This is a genomic window from Fictibacillus fluitans (genome assembly GCF_030418125.1).
GTDB classification, from domain to species: domain Bacteria; phylum Bacillota; class Bacilli; order Bacillales; family Fictibacillaceae; genus Fictibacillus_C; species Fictibacillus_C fluitans.
The window spans coordinates 1-20,588 of the sequence record NZ_JAUHTR010000029.1; the positions used below are offsets into that span (position 1 = coordinate 1).

The following is a 20,588-nucleotide window of genomic DNA, read 5'->3' on the forward strand; positions in this document are numbered from 1 at the left end:
TCGGTGCTTGCGGCTTTTTTCCTGTTTCGTATTTTCCCTGTTGGCCATACTGATAACAGTACAGGGAGGCAGGTGAAAGTGGTGGAGCGAAAAATGATCAAATGGAGCAGTCTTCTTTTTATGACGTTTATGCTTGGCCTTTTCATCTATTATTTTATGAAAGATGATTCCTCCCGCTGGCAGGTTGCTCTTGGCGGAATCGCTGTCAGTGCGCTGCCCCTGTGCCTGCTGCTTATGAAGAGAAATCCCTTTCCTCTGGTTCTTATTATCGGTTATTTTCTGTTTCTTTTAAGTGCCACCTATCTTGGAAGCATCATGCAGTTTTATCTCAAATTTCAGTGGTGGGATACAACGGTTCATTTCTATAAAGGGGTCTTCGTCGGCCTTTGTGCCATGTCGCTTTATAAGATGTTTGTGCCCGAAAAGCTCCGGGACCGCGTATCTCCCTGGCTTTATTTTCTTTTCGTTCTCTCTTTTTCCTGCCTCGCCTCCGCCCTCTGGGAAATCTATGAATTTACCGCAGATCTGGTGGCTACCCATACGATGCAGCTCGGCGGAAACAAAGATACGATGGAAGACCTTTTAGCTGGTGTGGCAGGCGGATTGATCGCTGCACTTTATGCAAAATGGAAAATTGGCCGTTAAATGACGAGTTGTTCTTTTCTGTGATCCTCTGTTGAAGCTGCCATTTCATACTCTTTTTTGGTATAAACATAACCTTCCATAATTCTTCTTGATGTTCGCACCACTTTGATCGCGTGGACTTTCTTTTCATGAAGCTCTGCCTGCGTTTCCATGATCCCCGCCGGATGGGCAAGGCGAAGTGTGCGGTTCAGGTTGGGAACCAGGCGGGATACAATGGTGTTTTCCAGGTAAGCTGCAGCTGTTGTGCATACTGCACCTGTGATGGCAAGCGCCCGGTGCGGCCGCTGCATGGACATCATGCGGATCGCCAAATCCATTTCCTCCGCCATCCGCTTCCTTCCGGTAAGATCGATGTATTCCGTCGGCTCAGAAACAATCGTAAGTTTTGGCACAGCTGGCGAACGGTGAGCCGCCTCTTCTCTCGAACAAAATCCGCAAAGCTCGGCAGCGATGGATCGTACCTCTTCCAGTTTGGCTAATGATTCTGTGGAGTAGTCATCAGGCATTTCGGTTCCGTTCAGCCCCACATCTGCGGCCTTTACAAAAACTAGCGGATTCGCCACATCGACGATCGATATACACAGGACACCAAACGAGGTTTCGATCAATTCAATGGCATTCCCGGTGGGAAATACCCTGCCTGTCACCGATCCCTCCGCATCTTCAAACGACAGATAAATGGGAGAACCGGTTCCCGGCACCCCTGGAATCGAACAGTTCCCTTCCTGCTTCACCCTTCCGTCTTCCACTTCTACTTCAGAAATGATCACCTTTTTTGTATTAGTATTGTAAATCCTTACTTCCGTTACCGGCTCTCTTGCCGCGACCAGCCCTTGTTCGATCGCATAAGGACCGACTGCCGAAGAAATATTTCCACAGTTCCCTTTAAAATCTACCATTTTCTTGTCGATGCTGACTTGGGCAAAGGTATAATCAATGTCCACATCGGCTTCCTTTGACTTTTTAATGATGGCTACTTTACTGGTAAGTGAATTGGCGCCGCCCAATCCGTCAATTTGCATATTGTCGGGACTTCCCATGACATCCAGCAAAAATCCTTCCCAATCCTCTCGCTGCTTTGGCATAGCCTGTTCATTGAAAAATGCGCCTTTGCTTGTTCCTCCCCGCATAATGGCTACCGGAATTTTCGTCATCTTCATCACCTCAGCTAATTCTGAACTTCTCTCTTTGACCTCATCTTAGTCCAATTCTTCCGATAAATTAAATACATATTATTTATCTAAAACCTTAAAAAATATTTATAACTAAAAACAGGAGTGGTAGGATGAAAAAAAGGAGTGAGAAAAATGGACGAGAAAGATTGGGCATTAATGAAAATATTGTTTGAGGAAAAAAGCATTACGCGGGCGGCAGAAAGACTGTACATTTCCCAGCCTGCTTTGAGCTACCGCCTGAAGCACCTCGAAGAAGCCTTCGGCAGCCGGTTGTTTTATAAAAGAAAAAGAGGAATTGAGTTTACCGCAGAAGGAGAATATCTCGCTAAATATGCAGAACAGATGATTGAAGAACTGCAGAGGGCAAAAGATCATATCTCAAATATCGGACAAGCCGTTAAAGGAACACTTCGAATCGGGGTTTCCAGTAATTTTGCGCAATACCGCTTGCCCGAAATTCTTAAACGGTTCTCGCAAATCTATCCTGATGTCCAGTTTAAAGTGAATACCGGCTGGAGCACGAAAATAATGAATCTGCTGGATGCTTCCAATGTCCATGTTGGTGTATTAAGAGGGGATTACCATTGGCAGGGAGATAAATTTTTGCTGACAAAGGAAAGGTTATGCCTTATCTCCAAATCTGAGGTTAACCTGGATAAGCTGCCGGATTTACCGCTGATCAGCTATAAGACGGACTCATCTCTTGATAATTTAATCAATGCCTGGTGGCGCGATAATTTTACAAGCCCGCCTTCTGTCGCCATGGAAGTGGACCGCCAGGAAACATGCAAGGTAATGGTCAAGCACGGGCTTGGATTCGGAATTGTTCCCGAAATCTGTCTCCAGCCTTCAGATGATCTTTTTGTTAAAGGTCTTTCTTATAAAAATAACGAACCGGTCCTCCGTGATACCTGGCTGATGTATCATCCCGATTCTCTCAATCTGGCTGTAGTAAAAGCATTTACTGATTTTTTACACCAAGAATTGTCCACAACCTAATAAAGAGATTTCATCCAGCATAGTTATGTTATAAATATTTTTTATATAAATTCTTAAAAAATATATATTTAACTTATTCTTTTGCATGTATTATTCTTGAACAAACATGTTAGACGCTTTTACAAAACCTGTTTTTTGAAAGCGTATACAGAATTGAGGAGGTTTTCGTACTATGCTGGCTATTTTAGGTACTGTAATGATTGTGGTGTTTACGTATTTGATTATGGCGAAACGATTATCACCCATCGCTTCTCTGACTCTTATTCCTGTTGTGTTTGCTGTTTTGGGAGGGTTTGGAGGGAAGCTTGGCACCATGATCATGGACGGCCTTAAGCTTGTCGCCCCTTCTGCTGCTTTGCTGCTTTTTGCCATTCTGTTTTTCGGTATTTTAATCGATGCCGGATTGTTTGATCCACTCATTGAAAAGATTCTCAAGATTGTTAAAGGAGATCCTGTAAAAATTGCCATGGGAACGGCGATCCTTTCCTTGCTGGTTGCGTTAGACGGGGATGGAACCACCACTTATATGATCGCTGTTTCCGCATTGCTTCCCCTTTATATCCGCATTGGGATGAATCCATTGATTCTCGCAACCGTATCCATGCTTTCCCTCAGCATTATGAGCGGTATGACTCCGTGGGGAGGTCCTGCTACACGGGCCATTGCTGTAATGGGGCTGGATGCTTCTGAATTTTTCATCCCGCTGCTGCCGACCATGATCGGTGGCGCGTTATGGGTCGTTTTTACAGGGTATCTGCTTGGAAAAAGAGAACGCCGCAGGATTGGAATTGCAGATATACAGCATAACAAAGTAGATCCTGAGATTCTCTCACAATTGGCTGCCGCCCAGGAAACCGTTTATGACGATGGTTCTGCAAGCATCAAACGGCCGCATCTCCGCTATTTCAACTTATTGCTTGTTCTTATGATAATGACCGTGTTAGTGATGGGATTGCTTCCGGCTCCAGCTTTATTCCTGGTCGGTTTCATCATTGCGTTAATGATCAACTACCCGAATCTTGATCTTCAGAAGGAACGCATCGCCGCACACGCGAACAATGCGCTGACCGTGGTACTCCTGGTGTTTGCCGCTGGTGTTTTTGCAGGTATATTATCAGGCACCAAGATGGTCGACGCAATCGCCCAGGCACTCATCTCCATCATTCCGGATTCAGCCGGACCGCTTTTCCCGGCAATTGGGGCCATTACCAGTATGCCGTTTACCTTTGTTCTCTCCAATGATGCGTATTACTTTGGCGTACTCCCCATTCTGGCAGAAGCAGCTTCCGCTTATGGAGTGAGTCCGATTGAAATTGCAAGGGCTTCCATTATGGGACAACCTGTTCATTTAATGAGTCCGTTAGTCGCTTCCACCTTTTTGCTTGTCAGTATGGTCAATGTCGATATTAGTGAGTTTCAGCGCTTTGCCTATAAATGGGCGATTTTGACCGGTGTGGTTATTACAGGACTGGCTCTCCTTACTGGAGCTTTAACCCTGCTCTGAATTTGAATGGTTACTTATCCGCCTCCTTTGGGTAAAACTGTAATACTACCAAAGGAGGCGGAAACATGTGGATTGCTGCCATGTGGGGAGCCATATCCGGTTCAGCGGTATTGCTGGGAGCAATTGCGGCCATGGCTCTCCCCATCAAAAAACGAGTGATCGGCTTTATTATGTCGTTTGGTACAGGTGTATTGATCGGTGCAGCCACCTATGAATTACTCGGCGAGTCGGTCCGGTCAGGGGGCCTGCTTCCGACAGGGTCGGGCTTTTTAGTTGGCGCCATCGTCTTCACACTTTTAGACTTCTTCATATCCAGAAAAGGAGGGCATCAGCGGAAGCGCTCTGCCGGTCAGAGTGGTGCCGCGAAAAGCGGGTCCGGCCTTGCCATTTTTATCGGAACCGTAATGGATGCCATCCCTGAATCCATCATGATCGGTGCCAGCCTTATTGAAAACAACAATGTCAGCTGGCTGTTGGTTATCGCCATTTTTATCAGTAATATTCCCGAAGGCCTGTCGAGTACGTCAGGTATGCTGAAAAGCAACATGAGCAAACAAAAAATTATGATCCTTTGGCTGACGGTTCTCTTGATCTCTACCTTTAGCGCGTGGGGCGGCTATTTCTTTTTGGAAAACGCCTCTGAGGAACTCATGGCCATCATCGCCTCCTTTGCCGCGGGCGGCATTATTACCATGGTCGGCTCCACCATGATGCCCGAAGCCTTTGAAGAGGGAGGATCGATTGTCGGTCTCATCGCTGCGATCGGACTGCTGGTCTCACTGATTTTAACGACGATTTGAAAAAGCTCCTGTCTGAACCTAATCGCATATGGAATAGCTAAAAAGCACTGTGAGATCACAGTGCTTAGTCATTTTTATGTCTGAGCATCAAATAGTAAGTAAAGAAGACTTCTTTTCAATCACAGCTTTTATGGCAGAAACACTTTGTTCGGTTGATTGATTTGTTGTATCAATAACATGGGATTCATAGATACCCAAATTGGTAAATTGCCCCCACATTCTTTCTACCAGTTCAATGTTGGTATCTTCGTCCAATTTTGTCCGGTTGATTGCTCGCTTCATTGTTTCTTCTTTACTCGCTCTTAAGATAATGTAGTGTACTTCATAATGATCTTGTACCGCTTTTAACCATGGCTCTAAGAACCAAGGACCAACAATTCCATCTATGATCACATCGTAATCACGTGAAAAACGTTTTGCAGCTTCCAGAAAGGCTTCAATAACAATGACGTTTTGCTCTTGTGATTCTGGTAAAAATGGAGGTATTGCTCCCTTTTGAATATAGTCATAAAAATCATCGGTATGCATATGTACCGACTTTGATAAGTCAGACTCTTGAGCAACAATAGAAGCCGTCGTACTTTTACCTGTCCCTGGTGAACCAGTAATGATAACCAATCTGCCTTGTTTCATAGCTATTCTCCTCATTCCCCGGCCTGACCTGCAGCTTTTTTTATTATTTCACTTTTAAAATTATGCTTCTGCAAAAATTCAACCATCCCTGATTCAAGCCCATCAGCGAGCGGAAGCGATGGGTCGGTGTACGTTTTAAGATTGGCCTCTCTTTCAGCCGGAGCTTCTTTCAGCACATGGTTCATTTTATCAACCAGCAGCAGCTCTGCCTCGGGTTTGGCCTTTTTCAAGGTCTCTGCCTCGGACGCAGGCACTTGAATATCATGTTTTCCATTGATAATTAACGCAGGAAGGTTCAGTTTTCGGATTTCTTTCGCCGGATCATATTTCATCCATGAAATGTAATACGGCTGAACACTCGGATTAAACACACTTTTTAAGGAGCCGGGCACATCATTTACCGTTTCCCCCTGTTTCAATTGGCCCAATATCGATTCACTTTTATGATATTGATCCTGCGGCAAACTGGCTTTTAACTGCTGTTTCAATACCTGGTCGATGGAATGTCCCGCGCCTGCGAGAGAAATGAAAGCATCGGCGTTATTTTTTTCTGCGGCAAGCATGCCTACCAGAGAACCTTCACTATGGCCAATGACAACAACTTTTGAAAAGCGTTCATCCTGCTTCAGCTTGTCCAGCCATTTCTTGGCATCATCCACATTTTGACCAAATCGCATATCTTTCTGCGGAATCACCGCCTGTGCATTCTTCCCTGCTCCCCGCTTATCATATCTCACACTTGCAATGCCATGCTTTTTCAATGCTTCAGCGAGCATTTTCAAGCTATTGTTTTTGCCTCCCAATGCAGGAGAGTTCCCATTACGGTCAGTCGGCCCAGAACCAGGAATAATCAGGGCAACGGGATATTTTGTTCCTCCATCCGGTGTAAGAAGCGAACCGTACAGCTTGCCTGTTGGTGTTTCAACAGATAAAAAGTTCTCTTGATCTGCTTTCGATTCTCTCTTATTTGTTTTTTCCAAATGAAAGGGAAAGTGTTGACCTTGCTGTGTAAACGTCCCGCTCATCGTTTTATCCTTAAGCTCTCCCTTAAATTTGATACTTTGGCCCGGCAGCGGCATAGAAAAAGAAACATCCTTGCCATCCTTCTTGATATCTGCTAAAGAAAAATCCTCCACTCCCTGTGCAGGAATACTGATAGCTCCTGTTTTCTCATTTTTAAATTCCACTAAAATCTCAAGAGGCTGGTTTGGAATCTTGATCTCACCCTTCCAGTTTCCCTCAATGGATGGATTCTGATTGGAAGCGTTTTGTCCGTCTGTTTTCATTTCCTTGTTGCACCCCACTGTACTGAAAATCAGCATGATAAGAAAAAACAGCTTTAATGTTTTACCCATAATTCAGCTCCATTCTCAACATCATCTATCATTCAACCTTACCATATTTTCCATTATTTGATAGGTGCGGAATTCAGATAACAAAAAAGCCAGGTCACCCTATTGACGTAGGTCAAAAGAAAGTGCCTGGCATGTCCAGCTTAAAATTAATGACTCTCTGCATGTCGGCCGCTGAATTTGCCGACAAAAACGACAAGCAGGGCGAGCAGCAGCGGAAGAATGAGATGAAGATTCAAATGAATATTTTCCAGATAATGCCCCACGGCCTTGTCCTTTAATATCATTTCACCTGCGGTATAACCGAGCAATGCTGCTCCGAGAACGATGATGATCGGAAAGCGTGTCATGATCTTCATAAGCAATTGGCTTCCCCAAATGATTAATGGAATACTGATGATGAGACCGAGAATAATCAGCACGATATTTCCGTTGGCAGCTCCCGCAACGGCCACGATGTTGTCCAAACTCATGACAAGGTCCGCTACCACAATGGTTTTAATCGCCCCGGAAAGGCTGGAGTTCGCTTCAATGTCTCCTTCTTCTTCCCCTTTTAAAAGCTTAATCGCAATCCACAACAGCAGCAGTCCGCCGACAAAGTTTAAAAAAGGAATCTTCAATAAATAAACCGCAACAAACGTTAATACCACTCTTAAAAATACTGCACCGAACGTACCGAAGAAAATGGCCTTGTTTCTGTGCCGCTCCTCCAGGTTTCGGCAGGCAAGCGCGATAACCACTGCATTATCCCCGCTCAGTACAATATTTATAAGAAGGATTTCTAAAAGATTAACCAATAAATTATCCATGAAACCACCTTATCCATATTAAAATTTTCTCTAATATCACATTATAATAGTTTATCATTTTTTATTCTATATTCTAAGTATTTTGTCCATAAAAACGATTGGAAATGAAAAAGCGCTCCTATTTTAAGGAACGCTTCAGGGGCTATTTTTTCTTGTTGAAAAACCTGTGGAAAGGGCACTTGGATACCGTCGTATCATCATCACGCAAAAAATATTGCTTCCATTCGTAATTGTATTTCGATCCGTACATTTTCAAATCTTGGTGAATATCCACTGCATCATATTTTTTTAGCCGCTCACGAATCCGTTGTTTGATTTTAGAAGCCCTGGACGGGGAAGCATTGAATCTCTCGAGCACCCATCGTGGTGTAATGGCCAGAATAAAACAGGGAAAGTACCGGCTGTTGCGGTTCACATGTGCCGGAGTACCGCAATACATAAAATACGGTTCCCCGTGAAAGCAAAATTCCCATAGGGCCTGATGCGGATCGTTCGGTACATGGGCCGGCCATTCCCCTGGATCCCGCTCAGCCAATCCGGCCAGCTGGCTCCAAAACAGCTGTTCATATTCCTCCACCTTCATGTGTTCCGCCATTTCCTGAGGAGTTTCATAAAACACAACAAGTGACGTATAATCTCCGCAGTCCCTTGAACACTCTGTATATTCCTTTAAGAGCACGGCCAAATCATCCATTGAGGAAGCATCGCCCGGATTACCCGCAAATCCAAAACGAAACTGCCGCAATGAATCGCCGATGGTGGCCGGAATACACGGAAACGGCCGTGTCGCCGATCTCATTCTTCTCTCAAACTCCTCGATTGCCCCCTGCTGCCATAACGCTAGTTTCTTTCTCCTGATTGTATCGCTGTCAAATAACATGCGCCCCACTCCCTGTAAACCATTCGTACCAATGTATTCCTGGCAATCCGGACGGGTGAATGTCTGCTTTTAAAGAATAACTCTCAGCATATCGATCATACTGTTAACGTTACATAGATAGAATGAGAGAAGGAGATACTCAATGGAGATAGAATTTGATCAGCCCGCGCTGCTCGTTTTAGATGTTCAAAAAGGATTTGACGAACCGTACTGGGGCGAACGGAATAATAAGCACGCAGAAGAAAAAATCGCTTTTTTACTTGGGGAATGGCGAAAGAAACAGTGGGAGGTCATCCATACCCAGTACCTGTCGCTCAATCCCGAGTCCCCCCTCTATTACAAAAAAGAGGCAGGAATCCAATTTAAAGAAGGCTGCGAGCCTCTACCAGATGAAACGGTCTTTCAGAAACACGTAAACAGTGCCTTCATTGGCACTGACCTGCAAAAGCATCTTGAAGAAAAGAAAATACAGCATGTTGTCATAACTGGCCTGTCGACTCAGCATTGTGTTTCCACAACGACCCGCATGAGCGGGAATCTGGGCTTTCTGACGTATTTGGTGTGCGATGCCACCGCTGCTTTTGAGCTGAAGGATCATATCGGATACCACTTTTCAGCAGAAGAAATTTTCCGTGCGGAACTGGCCATGCTGAACAAAGAATTTGCCACTATCCTGTCTGCCGAAGAACTTCTTTCAAAAATTACCTTAGTGATAAAGGAATAGCCTGTCACTTTTATGGGAAAAGAAGGCCATGGAGGTGTCATGTATGAAAGCACTTATTTTTGACTTTGATGGTACGGTTGCCAATACATTGCCGGTGAACTACCATTCCTTTCAAACTGTATTTAAAAAATATGATGATAAAGACTTCTCGGATGAGGAAGTTAGAGAGATGTTCGGACCCGTGGAGCCGGTGATCATTCAGGATCATCTGGAGCATTCCGACAAGGAGAGCGCCATCGAAACGTTTTATACGACCTATGAAGACAAGCATTCCGATCTGGTGAAAGCCAATTCTGAAATGGATGACCTGCTTCGGTCCTTGAAGGATAAGGGATTGAAGCTTGGCATCATGACCGGGAAAAGCCGGCGCAGCCTGAACATCTCCCTGGAAAAACTCGGAATGAACGGGTTGTTTGATGTCATTATGACCGGGGATGATGTAAGCGAACCAAAGCCACATCCCGAAGGTGTGTTAAAAGCCATCGATCAGCTTGGCGTTTCAAAGGAAGACATCATGTTTCTTGGTGACAGCGACTCTGACATCGAAGCCGGACAGCGTGCCGGGGTCCGCGCAATCGGTGTACACTGGCTGCCAGAGGTCCAAACGAAAGAATTCAGCCACGAACCTCATCAAACCTTTGAAAATATCAGCGATTTTATAGATTTTTTAGAAGGAGTTCACACTCGTTGAGGTAAAAAAAGCGTTCTGCCTTATGCAGAGCGCTTTTTTTGTGCTTTTTAAAGCTTGGAATGTTAAATACTGGCCGGAATGAGAGACTTACTGGCCAGATTGGAACATTTACTGGCCGAAATTGAAGTTTTTCTGGCCGAAATTCAAAATTTACTGTCCAAACCTCGATTATGTAAACTGCTCACCTCTTTTAAACAACCTGACCAAGGTATATGTCCAAGCATTTACTTCCTGTCCGCATACACTAGTAGAAACACGTTATGTGTAGCAACTTAAATATTATATGGAGGAAGATAAATGCGTAAACGTTACGAGAGCAGCAGCTGTCATTGTTGGGAAAGCAGCAGTTCAAGCTCTAGCAAATGTCCTTGTCTGGAAAGCAGCCATACCCAGGTGGAGAGCAGCCTCACCCGATGTGAAAGCAGCCCTCACATCGAAAGCAGCACTCCGAACATAAAACTTAGCAGCTCCCATCATCAGAAAAGCAGCAGTCACCACAAGAAGAGCAGCAGCAGTTATTATCCGGAAAGCAGCTGTCATTGCCAGGAAAGCCACCATGTTGTACCTGAAAGCAGCTCAAGCAGTCACTATCAAGAGAGCAGCTGCCATTGTCCTGATCCCGAGAGCAGCAGTTCCAGTTCCAGTTCTAGCTCCAGTTCTAGCTCCAGCTCAAGTTCTAGCTCTAGCTCTAGCTCCAGTTCCAGTTCCAGTTCCAGCAGTTCGAGTTCCAGCCACCATCAGGAGAGCAGCAGCTCCAGTTCAAGTCCTCGACCACCTGTCGATCTGTGCCGAATTCCAGGGCCGGTTGTTAACTTTCTGCCTGTTCCAATGGGATTCTCTTATTTCCTTGCAGAAACAACGACTCAGCAGCGAATACCCCAGAATGTGGTTACCACCGTTAATTATCCGACTATGATCTACAATCGCAACAATGAATATAATGTATTCAGCTCTGAATTCACGGCTACTCGCGCCGGTGTGTACAAATTTTGCGCTCAGGCAAAGGTTCGGGGGATATCTGCGGCAACAAGCGGATCTGCTTCCCTGTTTCTTCAGAGAAATGCTTCAAATATCAGGCAACTGGCTGTACAAGGCATCCAGGGAACAAACTGTGTTGACATAAACGGTTGTGGCACCAATATATTCCTTAATCCTGGAGACGTTGTAAGAGTTGCTATATTTGCTACCACTTCACAGGATATTGTAATTGAAAGCGGCTATTTCGAAGGCGCGCGCACAAGCTAATTTCAGACGAGAAGCGTTTCTGACCCTGTCAGAAGCGCTTTTTTTGATTGGAATCCCGTTTACCCGCGGAAACAGATGACTTACCCGCCGTAATGGAAGAAATACGCGCCATTTTTTTCGGTTACCCGCCATAATCAAACATTTACCCGCCAAAACCCGATTATGTAAACCAGCCAACACAATCAAAAAGAACCTCCCCGTGCACAAACACGGAAAGGCTCATCATTATAGCACTCACTCATGCAAACGGGAGTCCGGTGCTTCTTCCACTTCCGGAGCTGCTGTCACTTCCCCGCCCGCTGCACGCTCCCTCTCCAGTACCTTCACTGTTTCCGCAGCTGAATGATTTTAATGAAGCCAAGCAGGCCGACAGCAAGTCCGCCGATGGCAGCAGAACCTAAAATAATGAGAACAAGCGGCCATTTTACACTGCCGAAAATATAGTTGAATTCAACATCATTGCCGTTGACGACCGCAAAAACAGCGATGAGCACGGCGAACAGCAAGCCAAAAATCAAGTATCCCTGTGCTTTCATTTTTTGTTAGTCCTTTCTGTGTTCATTGATCGGATAGACGATAGTATTTAGTAGTGCGCCGATCACGATGATCATGGCCGACAGGTAAAACCAAAGCATGAGTACCACAATACCGCCAAGCTGCCCATAGAGCGCTGAGTAGTTGTTTCCTCTCACATAAGCGGCAAAGCCCATGGATACAAGCTGCCAGCCAATCATGGAAAAAAAGGCACCCGGCAGCACTTTTGCATATTTCAATTTCACATTTGGGGCAAAATAATAAAGTGCAATGAAGAAAAGAAGCAAAAATAAGCTTCCAATCCCCCACTGAATTAGAATCCATAGTTTATGATAGCCGTCTAATGTAAATACGTCGTTCAGGTAATGCCTCATTAATTCTTCAATAATCGGTACAAATACAGAGAAAAGAATCGCAATCATAAAGCCGATGGTGAGAACGATGCCCTCCAGGATCTGTTTAAAAAAGCTTTCTTTCACTTCAATGGCATAAGCGTCGTTCATCACCCGCTTGATGCACTGAAACCCCATGGACGAAAGCCACAATGTAATGACCAGGCTGAATGACAATAGGTTCCCCTGTTGATGGGTCACCGTATAGGTCAGGGTTCTTTCAATCAGTAAGTACGTATTTTCCGGTGCGTACGGTTTGGCCAGCTCCATTATGTTTTCTTCCTTGATCGGCAGGTAGGCCAACAAGGAATATATGACCAGCAGGAATGGAAATACGGACATTAAAAAGTAATAGGCCATCTGAGCAGACAGATCATAAACTCGCAGTGCGAAAAATCGGCTGGCAAGTTTTTTTAGAATAGCAGCAGCTGTCATATGAGCCTCCTTTCCTAAAGCCGGCAGGTCACTCAGCAATTATACAAAGATTATACATAAGTTCAAATCATTTGCAATGGAAGACAAACCCAGTTAATGGACATGTTAGTAAACAACTATGTGTCCGGTGCCTCTTTTAGAAGCTTTTTTTATGTTAACGCTTGTCCATCCACTTCGGATCACTTTTTCAGAAGATAACCTAAGTTTACGCCCAATGTTACAGGCATGCAAAAGTTCGAGGGTCATGTTAGTTGCATATCATGTCATTTTCATAGATTCCGAGAACACAAAAAAGCTCCGCTGTCCAAACTAAACAGCGGAGCTCTCTTCCTTTATTCACTCTCATGCACCTCATGGGCGGCGCGGATGGCCGATTCGATGGATCCCTGAATCCAGCCGTGGGTCGTGGTGGCGTGCTCCCCGGCGAAGTGAAGCCTTCCTTCCGGTGTGGAAATTACGTCTCCGAACTCTTTTTCCTGATAGGGCTTAAACATGGTGAAGGCTCCCCCGGCATACGGATTATTGGTCCAGGAGAAGGAGGATCCTGTCATGTACTGCTCAAATACCTGGGGGCCATGCAATACAGAGAGGCACCTCAGCGTTTCCCCCACCCGTATCCGGCTTGGCAGACAGCTCCATAGGTTTGAGTCATCCTCCCATGTATAGCTGCCGAGCACAACTCCGGACTGAACACCGGCAGGATAATGGCTGGGGTAATAGGTAAAGCGCGAGGCGAGATCAGTTACCGCTTTTCCGCCATGCAGGCCCTCCTGTTCCCAGAATCGGTTTTTAAACTGTATGCCCACCTTGGTGGAAGGCACGTAATGAAGTTCCCTGATCGCCCTTCGTTTCAAATAAGATAGTGATTGCTCCGGCTCAATTTGAACAAAGTTGAGCACGGAAAAAGGGATGGTGATGATCGCCCGGTCGGCCTCGAATTCTTCCGCCTCCCTGCTGACCGGGTTTTCAGTAAATAGAGATACCTTTTTTGGACGCTGCACGATACGGGTGAGCCGTTTTCCAAAGAGCAGGCGATTCCCTAAATGCGGAACGAACGCGTTGGGCAGCTGATCGTTTCCGCCCGTAATTTCATAAAAGCGCAAATCCGGCTGAATAAAAATAAGCAAAATATCACGGAAGGTCTCCAGGAAAGAAAGCTCGGGAAACCCCTCAAGAGAAATCAGCACCTTAATTTTATCCACCGCACCCGCCGATAACGACCGGCCAAACGGATTGTTTTTCAAAAAAGCATCGACAGAGTAGTTTTCATAATGCTGAATCACGATTGGCCAGTTCTTTTCTGGATTTTGGTTCACGTAATCGATAAGCGGACCAATCGCATACTTCATCAGATCCTCTGCTGTTTTTCCCCGTTCGTGCGGTGCGACAGGAAAACCGAGCAGCTCCGGATTCCGGTCATATTCAGCAGACCTCGTTTTTCGGCCATTCGCATAAAACAAATCCTCAGGCAGACGGTTCACAAAGCGGTTATACGGGAGATTAAAGCGGTGAATATACTCAAAGACCAGTTTGTGGGTGTGCGGAATCCGCATCGCCCCCGCCTCAAAATGATGTCCATCTGTAAAAGGAGCCCGGACAGAATAGATTCTCCCTCCAACACGCTGTGAAGCCTCCAGGATTCTGACATCATGGCCGGCATCCATCAAGAGCGTTCCCGCTACGAGGCCGGCCATGCCCGCTCCTGCTATCGCAATTTTTTTCGGCGCCACTGCCGGCGGCAGCCCGTTGCGAATGGTGTTAAGCATCTCGCTTTCCGTTAAGAGCCTTCTTTCTGCCATGATTGACCCTCCAACCTGTTAAGCAGCCTTCTTTCATCATATGCACTTAACGGGAGGGGAATTAATTTTAATGACCAACCAATTGGCTCCAAAAGGTTTACGTTTAAATACGACAAAAATTTCCCGGGAAATGATTATTAATTTGTTGACTATTAGCCACATTGCTATTTTAGTATAAAAGGAGGAGTTAACTCCTTTATAGGAGAAATCAATACATCAACAAACTTTTTCATCCCTCATTTAAGCTGGGATCACTACTTCCCTCACTGCCTGTAACGCTGCAGTATATGCAAAAACGCATATGAAACAGGACCCTGCACTTTTGCACGAAAGATTCCTATTAGATTGGAGGAAGGATCAATGGTGATTGAAAGGCAGCTTTATATGTACTTGATCGACCAATCCCATCAGATGGCAGATGAGTGGCTGAAAGGGAGGGAGGCAGTGCAGAATTCCCGCTACTCGATATATGCTCCAAAAGAAGTTGAAGAAAAGCTGCGCATACAGCATATCCAATTCACCAACATGCTTGCCGGATTCATCCAATACGAACATGATCTCTTTAAATGGGCAAAGGAGCTGGCACTCGAGCGGGAGCGAGAGGGTGTTCCCCTGCTGCAGATTATACGAAACTTTAAACGCTGCCGTGAAGTTTACTGGCAGTTTATCGAAGAGTTTGCCCGCTTTCATGATCATGTGCAAGTCACTGATATCAGTACATGGAGCTATAAGCTGAACAGCGCCTTTGATATTATTATTGAAGTCTTTGTCGACCATTATCATGATGCAGACCTGGAAAAGGTGAACCAAAGGCAGCTGGTTGCGCAGTTGGGTGTTCCCATCATTCCGATCAACGAACAGATTGGCATTCTTCCGCTGATCGGTGATATTGACTCGGTGCGGATGAACGTCATTCAGGAGCAAACGTTAACGAAAGCTCTTTCCCTTAAATTAACCCACTTAATTATAGATTTGTCGGGTGTTTATCTATTGGATACCATGGTTGCAGAGGAATTGTTTACTGTGATCGGACAGCTTTCCCTCGTCGGTATCACAGCGATCATTACAGGTATCCGCCCCGAGATTGCGATGACAAGTATTCAGCTCGGGCTCGATTTTTCAAAAATCATGAAGTTTGGCAATTTACAAATGGCATTGGCACATCTTTTTGAAACGAAGAAAAAGGTAAGAATATAGAGTTCCGCAGTAACTCTCCCCTCATGAATGAAGCCTCTTTATCAATTTCTTAATTCAAACTGGCCGCATGTTTTCGCGTTTTACCCTTTATACCTTCCATCCTTTTTCATGGATATAATACCTTAATAGTTTTGTATAATTTTCACCATACCGATGATGAAGATCAGAAGCAAAGTCGTGCTCAATCTGCTGCATGATCAAATCATGGTAGAAGTTATTCTTCAGCATTTCAATGACAGCTGGATGGTCCGTTTCCACAGAAGACGGTTTCAGTGTGCCGCCAAAGCTTCCAATAAAGGCCGTTTTCGAATCGCACAACAATGAAAATTTCCGTTCATCTGTATGCCATTGATCCTCCAGCTGGCGGACGATCACATGTTCAAGCGCGATATCGGTTTCCCCGATAGAAATAAGAACCACCGTCACACCTCTCTTTTCCGCATCAAGCAGGCTTTCCGCCACCCAAGACAGATCTTCCGCCCAGATTTCAGCTACCATTACCTCTTCGGTGTTTGCGATCACCCGCTGAATTGCCAGGTCCAATCCTTTGTTACCCTGCCAGTTATAAAAAGCAGGTGCCGGACGCGGAGGGGTCTTTAACTCCTCAATCAACGCTTTTGAAGTCTGTTCAAACTGGGATTGAAACAGCCTCACCAGCTCCTCGATGGGTACGGCGTTATAGCGCACGGTCTCTCCTTCCATGCTTCTGCATGCCCCTTTTTCTGTCAGTGATCTTAGAGCGGCGTACACGTTTGCCCTAGACACAGCAACTCTCTTTGCCACCTCATAACCCGTAAGGTCAGGTTCTTCGTGCAAGGTGATGTAACACCTTGATTCCAGCTCCGTCATACCGAGCTTTTTTAACAGATTGATCATATCGTCCCTCCGTGGTTTCATTAAACTACTCCTAACAAGGAGTATTTTTATATACTCCTTTATTTTAATGCATTTTTACCCCAAGTTCCACCTTCTAAAAAGGCATTTTTTCGACAAATTAAAACGTTTTACAGGTGACAAAAACGGATAAAAAAAGAATACAAACTCTTTGTATGAGTTGTTTGATTTTTTTCGTAAAGGTGCTAAAATAAAAATTGGAAGGAAGATATGATGCTTCTTTCTCAAAAAAGGATGAAAACGTATGGAAGTAAAAGCACAGCAATCCAAGCTGGCGAATAATCTTGGTAAACTATTGAGGGATAATTTCGGCAAAGGGCCGGAAGCCATCCATGTAACGATCTACGAACCTTATGTAGTCGTTTATGTCAGCGGTTTTGTCTCACCCATGGAACAAATCTTGTTAAACCAGAACGAAGAATTACGGGTAATGACAACCAGAGAACTGTTAATGAAATCACTTGAACCTGAGATTACAGGACAAATAAAAGGTGTTACAGACATCGATATACAGCATTTATACTATGATTGGAATCTTGAGCATCAATCCGGTATTTTCGTAGGGGTTTGTCTTGACGATCTTCAAGCAGATTTAACGGATGGGGAACCCTACCAGGGAAAACAGGAAATTCATGACCGGATTATTAAAATGAGTAAGCTTGCGCAAAAGGAACCTGAACGAATTACTTCGTATAAGTTGAGTCCCCGAACACTCGTAGTTGTTCGGGAAGGAATTTTGGTGGCAATTGAACGACAGCTGATTTCAATGGGGTTTGACGATACACTTCGTGTCTGTAAACGCCCATTGGAAAAAGGCCTCATGCTTCAGAATGATGACTATGATGAGGTTTTAAATGCGGATATTCTTGATATTTTTGTTGATTGGGATTTTGTAAAAGATAACAGCATTATTACACTCATCTTAAAACCAAAAATTTAGTGCGGCAGTAATGAATTGGACACAATGTGCCAGTCATGAGCCGGAAAGTAAAAGGATTGGTCCTTTTCTTTTCGGCTCTTTTTTTCGCTGAAAAGATAAAAATACTCTACAAACGGGTACATTAGTAGAGAACGATTTTATCTAATTGCACCCCTTGTAAGTTCACAAAAAGGAGTTTTGTCGATATGGCTGACAAACACGAGATGTCGATGTTTATGAAAGAGCTCCGTCGATTGCTTTATGACTACAAGACATGTGATAAAGAATTTTTTAAAAAGAAAATCAGCGAAGACATTCTGCTGTTGGGTTCAATTGTTTATGAAAACCAAATCGGCTATGGAAATACAATGTACCAGAAGGCCATCTATGAACATGAACCCGCAAAAGAAATGGGACACTCTTGATTTCAGTCGAAAAAATACCGCTTGAGGTTCAAGTGGTATTTTTTCTGCAATAATTTAAAGTTTTCATCAAAGAAAGGAAGGGAAATCATATTATTGCACGAATACTATAAATAGAAAGTTACCGGAGATGTCAAGTAGAAATTTTATACAGTCAAGTCATATTAAGGATTAGGTGGAGACATCAATGGATCAAGTAAATGTGGAAAGAGAACTCAGCAGTTATATTGGCCGTATCCTCAGAGATCATTTTGGAAAAGGTCCAGGATCCGTATTTGTCACTGTGGCAGACCCTTTCATTACCATTTACTTTACCAATTTTCTTTCACCCACCGAACGGTCTCTGCTTCAATCCGGCCAGGCAGAACTGGTACAAAAAATACGGGACCGGCTAATGGATTCATTAAGCGGGGAAATCACCAAGTATTTGGAATCCCGCTCAGGCATGGACATTCTGGATTTTTATTATGATTGGAACCTCGAAACAAAAACCGGCATGTTTGTTGCCGTCAGCAAAGCGTTCAATCCTGCAGAGCCCAGTCAAACTTATACAAATCAAATGGCGTTTCACGAAGAAATCGGAAGGATCAGTCTTGAGGCTGAAAAAATACCCGGGCTAATCCAATCCTACCTGATCAACTCCCGGACGCTGGTCGTTGTGAGGGAAAATATCCTGGTGAACATCGAAAAGGAAATCATTGCCCATGGCGGCCAGGAAATGCTTCGAATCGCAAAAAGAAGTTTAGAAAAAAGGTTATTGAGCACAAACCAGGAGCAATTGGAGAAGCTCCTGAACACTAAAGTTCGGGATGCCTTCATTGACTGGAATTTTGGACGTGATTCAAGCAGTGTGTTATTTATTTTGGAACCAATTGCATAAAAGGCAGTAACAAGCTAGGCGTGGAACTAGATGTGAGCCAAAAAGAAAGGCAAACGCTGCCTTCTTTTTGGCTTTTTTTGTTAAAAAATGTTTTACATAAGGGGATGATCGCTTGTTTTATACCTACATCATTGAAACATCAGCTTTTGTACAAAAGGGTGCTTGTCATGCTTAAAACAGCTATCATTGTCGATATACATACTGAAAAGGACATCGTGACTGCGCGGCAGCAAGTCAAACAGCTTGCCCGCACCTTGAAATTCTCTGTCATTAACCAGGTCCGGATTGCGACTGCAGTTTCAGAACTGGCAAGAAATATATATTTGTATGCCGGAAAGGGCAGGCTAAGCTTTGAATCTCTGCTCGATCAAAGCAAAACAGGGATTAAACTCACCGCAATTGATCAGGGGCCCGGGATTCCTTCCATCCGCACAGTGCTTGAAGATGGCTATTCCACATCCGGCGGACTTGGTATGGGACTCCCTGGCGTTAAACGCCTGATGGACGAATTTACGATTGACTCCGGCCCCGGAATGGGTACAACGATTATTGCTGTAAAATGGGTATGATCTCTGGATACTTTCTAAGCTTCTCCTTTGTTCACGAAATGTTTTTCTTTTATTGACAAATGTTTGTCATTTGCTGTGTCTCAGTTGACTACAGGCTCCTTATACCCCATGATGTCAAGTGTGAGTATATATTACTAAAGGGAGCTCTTCTCTATGGATAAAGCCTTTAAAGCAATGGCCGTCTTTACCAGTGTGGTCATGTTTTTGTTAATGATCGCCGGCAGCCTTGTCACGGACACCGACTCCGGAATGGGTTGCGGCAGTGACTGGCCGTTATGTAATGGTAAATTTATTCCTGAATACACCGTCGCAACGATGATCGAATATTCACATCGTTTGATTACCGGATTTGCAGGAATTGTTGTTATTATCTTTTCAATCTGGGCATGGATCCGTTACCGCGGTAACCGCGAAGTAAAAGGCCTTGCCATTCTTGGTATCAGTTTTATTATTGTTGAATCGTTAATCGGAGCAGCTGCGGTTCTTTGGCCGCAATCAGCTGAAGTACTGGCTCTTCATTTTGGATTTTCACTGTTGGCCTTTACCGGTGTTGTTCTTTTGAGCGTGTTCGTTGTGCAAAAGGACCGCTCTCATTTGCTGGTGAAACAATCGGTATCCAAGCGCTTTAAGTGGTTCGCCTGGATTACCGTTGCCTACGCCTATCTCGATATCTATTCGGGAGCATATTTGCGCCATGTTAAAGCAAGTCTGGCCTGTACCGATTTTCCAGGCTGCTATCCCGGCAACTTCCTGCCATTTGCAGGACTTCCCGGCATTCATTATCTTCACCGGATAGCTGCTTTGGTCTTGCTCGCCCTGGTATTCGGACTATTTATCTACTCCATCCGGCATTTGAAAAACGGCCGGCCCGATATCTTTTACGCTTCCCTTCTCGCAGTGATTTTGACCCTCCTGCAAGGAGTCAGCGGCGTGGCTGTCGTATTGAGCCGATTGAATATTTTCGCCACCATGTCTCACTCGGCACTGATTACCATCCTTTTCGCGGTGCTGTTCTACATTGCCTTGCAGACAACCAAACGGCCGGAATGATATATATAAGAAAAACCAGGAGCCCCCGATTGGGGGCTCC

General features: G+C 44.7%; 22 protein-coding genes. 13 read left to right on the forward strand and 9 right to left on the reverse strand.

The genetic code is table 11. The features are described from left to right. On the forward strand, nt 1-645 hold a 645-nt coding region (locus tag QYB97_RS24730; protein ID WP_301168657.1), incomplete at its 5' end, for a DUF2238 domain-containing protein. Here the strand turns inward: QYB97_RS24730 and QYB97_RS24735 are convergent. After that, nucleotides 642-1,799 (reverse strand): 2-methylaconitate cis-trans isomerase PrpF family protein, encoded by a 1,158-nt coding sequence (locus tag QYB97_RS24735; protein WP_301168658.1) that lies wholly within the window; start codon nt 1,797-1,799, stop codon nt 642-644. The genes QYB97_RS24730 and QYB97_RS24735 overlap by 4 nt on opposite strands. 153 nt (nt 1,800-1,952) lie before the next feature. Between QYB97_RS24735 and QYB97_RS24740 the strand changes: the two genes are divergently transcribed. The 3 genes from QYB97_RS24740 (at nt 1,953) to QYB97_RS24750 (ending at nt 5,123) form a co-directional block, all read left to right on the forward strand. Continuing rightward, a complete protein-coding gene (locus QYB97_RS24740) occupies nt 1,953-2,819 on the forward strand; it encodes a LysR family transcriptional regulator (RefSeq protein WP_301168659.1) in 867 nt (288 codons plus the stop codon). Nucleotides 2,820-2,991: 172 nt separating this feature from the next. Beyond that, the gene (locus tag QYB97_RS24745) at nt 2,992-4,323 is read left to right on the forward strand and encodes a CitMHS family transporter (RefSeq protein WP_301168660.1); all 1,332 of its coding nucleotides are present in this window, start codon (nt 2,992-2,994) and stop codon (nt 4,321-4,323) included. Between the two features lie 65 nt (nt 4,324-4,388). Next, nucleotides 4,389-5,123, forward strand: a complete 735-nt coding sequence (locus QYB97_RS24750) for a ZIP family metal transporter (RefSeq protein ID WP_301168661.1) — start codon at nt 4,389-4,391, stop codon at nt 5,121-5,123. An 87-nt stretch (nt 5,124-5,210) separates the two neighbouring features. Here the strand turns inward: QYB97_RS24750 and QYB97_RS24755 are convergent, their stop codons facing one another. The 4 genes from QYB97_RS24755 to QYB97_RS24770 form a co-directional block, all read right to left on the reverse strand. Then, the gene (locus tag QYB97_RS24755) at nt 5,211-5,756 is read right to left on the reverse strand and encodes a P-loop nucleotide/nucleoside kinase family protein (RefSeq protein ID WP_301168662.1); all 546 of its coding nucleotides are present in this window, start codon (nt 5,754-5,756) and stop codon (nt 5,211-5,213) included. A gap of 11 nt (nt 5,757-5,767) precedes the next feature. Beyond that, the gene (locus tag QYB97_RS24760; protein WP_301168663.1) at nt 5,768-7,111 is read right to left on the reverse strand and encodes an alpha/beta hydrolase family protein; all 1,344 of its coding nucleotides are present in this window, start codon (nt 7,109-7,111) and stop codon (nt 5,768-5,770) included. Between the two features lie 146 nt (nt 7,112-7,257). Beyond that, nucleotides 7,258-7,917, reverse strand: a complete 660-nt coding sequence (locus QYB97_RS24765) for a TerC family protein (RefSeq protein WP_301168664.1) — start codon at nt 7,915-7,917, stop codon at nt 7,258-7,260. Between the two features lie 142 nt (nt 7,918-8,059). Further along, complete coding sequence (locus tag QYB97_RS24770; RefSeq protein WP_301168665.1) at nt 8,060-8,797, reverse strand: YqcI/YcgG family protein; 738 nt, start codon at nt 8,795-8,797, stop codon at nt 8,060-8,062. Between the two features lie 142 nt (nt 8,798-8,939). On the opposite strand from QYB97_RS24770, the gene QYB97_RS24775 reads away from it, so the two are divergent. From QYB97_RS24775 to QYB97_RS25255, 3 genes are all read left to right on the forward strand, one after another. Then, the gene (locus tag QYB97_RS24775) at nt 8,940-9,521 is read left to right on the forward strand and encodes a cysteine hydrolase family protein (protein WP_301168666.1); all 582 of its coding nucleotides are present in this window, start codon (nt 8,940-8,942) and stop codon (nt 9,519-9,521) included. Between the two features lie 43 nt (nt 9,522-9,564). Next, complete coding sequence (locus tag QYB97_RS24780) at nt 9,565-10,212, forward strand: HAD family hydrolase (protein WP_301168667.1); 648 nt, start codon at nt 9,565-9,567, stop codon at nt 10,210-10,212. An 828-nt stretch (nt 10,213-11,040) separates the two neighbouring features. Next, nucleotides 11,041-11,457 (forward strand): C1q-like domain-containing protein, encoded by a 417-nt coding sequence (locus QYB97_RS25255; RefSeq protein ID WP_356948205.1) that lies wholly within the window; start codon nt 11,041-11,043, stop codon nt 11,455-11,457. Nucleotides 11,458-11,780: 323 nt separating this feature from the next. On the opposite strand, the gene QYB97_RS24785 is transcribed toward QYB97_RS25255, so the two are convergent. The 3 genes from QYB97_RS24785 to QYB97_RS24795 form a co-directional block, all read right to left on the reverse strand. Then, nucleotides 11,781-11,993: a LapA family protein gene (locus QYB97_RS24785; protein ID WP_301168668.1), complete on the reverse strand. Its 213-nt coding sequence runs from the start codon at nt 11,991-11,993 to the stop codon at nt 11,781-11,783. Between the two features lie 6 nt (nt 11,994-11,999). Continuing rightward, complete coding sequence (locus tag QYB97_RS24790) at nt 12,000-12,818, reverse strand: YihY/virulence factor BrkB family protein (protein WP_301168669.1); 819 nt, start codon at nt 12,816-12,818, stop codon at nt 12,000-12,002. 332 nt (nt 12,819-13,150) lie between these two features. Then, the gene (locus QYB97_RS24795) at nt 13,151-14,617 is read right to left on the reverse strand and encodes a flavin monoamine oxidase family protein (protein ID WP_301168670.1); all 1,467 of its coding nucleotides are present in this window, start codon (nt 14,615-14,617) and stop codon (nt 13,151-13,153) included. A gap of 360 nt (nt 14,618-14,977) precedes the next feature. Here QYB97_RS24795 and QYB97_RS24800 point away from each other — a divergent pair, with 360 nt between their 5' ends. Further along, nucleotides 14,978-15,814: an STAS domain-containing protein gene (locus tag QYB97_RS24800; protein ID WP_301168671.1), complete on the forward strand. Its 837-nt coding sequence runs from the start codon at nt 14,978-14,980 to the stop codon at nt 15,812-15,814. A gap of 87 nt (nt 15,815-15,901) precedes the next feature. On the opposite strand, the gene QYB97_RS24805 is transcribed toward QYB97_RS24800, so the two are convergent. Next, complete coding sequence (locus tag QYB97_RS24805; RefSeq protein ID WP_301168677.1) at nt 15,902-16,690, reverse strand: TrmB family transcriptional regulator; 789 nt, start codon at nt 16,688-16,690, stop codon at nt 15,902-15,904. A gap of 262 nt (nt 16,691-16,952) precedes the next feature. On the opposite strand from QYB97_RS24805, the gene QYB97_RS24810 reads away from it, so the two are divergent. The 5 genes from QYB97_RS24810 to QYB97_RS24830 all read left to right on the forward strand — a co-directional run bounded on the left by QYB97_RS24810 (nt 16,953) and on the right by QYB97_RS24830 (nt 20,548). After that, complete coding sequence (locus tag QYB97_RS24810) at nt 16,953-17,648, forward strand: Na-translocating system protein MpsC family protein (protein ID WP_301168672.1); 696 nt, start codon at nt 16,953-16,955, stop codon at nt 17,646-17,648. A gap of 185 nt (nt 17,649-17,833) precedes the next feature. Continuing rightward, a complete protein-coding gene (locus QYB97_RS24815; protein ID WP_301168673.1) occupies nt 17,834-18,052 on the forward strand; it encodes a hypothetical protein in 219 nt (72 codons plus the stop codon). A gap of 184 nt (nt 18,053-18,236) precedes the next feature. Continuing rightward, nucleotides 18,237-18,929, forward strand: coding sequence for a Na-translocating system protein MpsC family protein (locus tag QYB97_RS24820; protein WP_301168674.1), 693 nt, complete (start codon nt 18,237-18,239; stop codon nt 18,927-18,929). A 167-nt stretch (nt 18,930-19,096) separates the two neighbouring features. Then, nucleotides 19,097-19,498 (forward strand): anti-sigma regulatory factor, encoded by a 402-nt coding sequence (locus tag QYB97_RS24825; RefSeq protein WP_301168675.1) that lies wholly within the window; start codon nt 19,097-19,099, stop codon nt 19,496-19,498. A 153-nt stretch (nt 19,499-19,651) separates the two neighbouring features. Then, nucleotides 19,652-20,548 (forward strand): COX15/CtaA family protein, encoded by an 897-nt coding sequence (locus QYB97_RS24830; RefSeq protein ID WP_301168676.1) that lies wholly within the window; start codon nt 19,652-19,654, stop codon nt 20,546-20,548. Nucleotides 20,549-20,588: the final 40 nt, after the last annotated feature.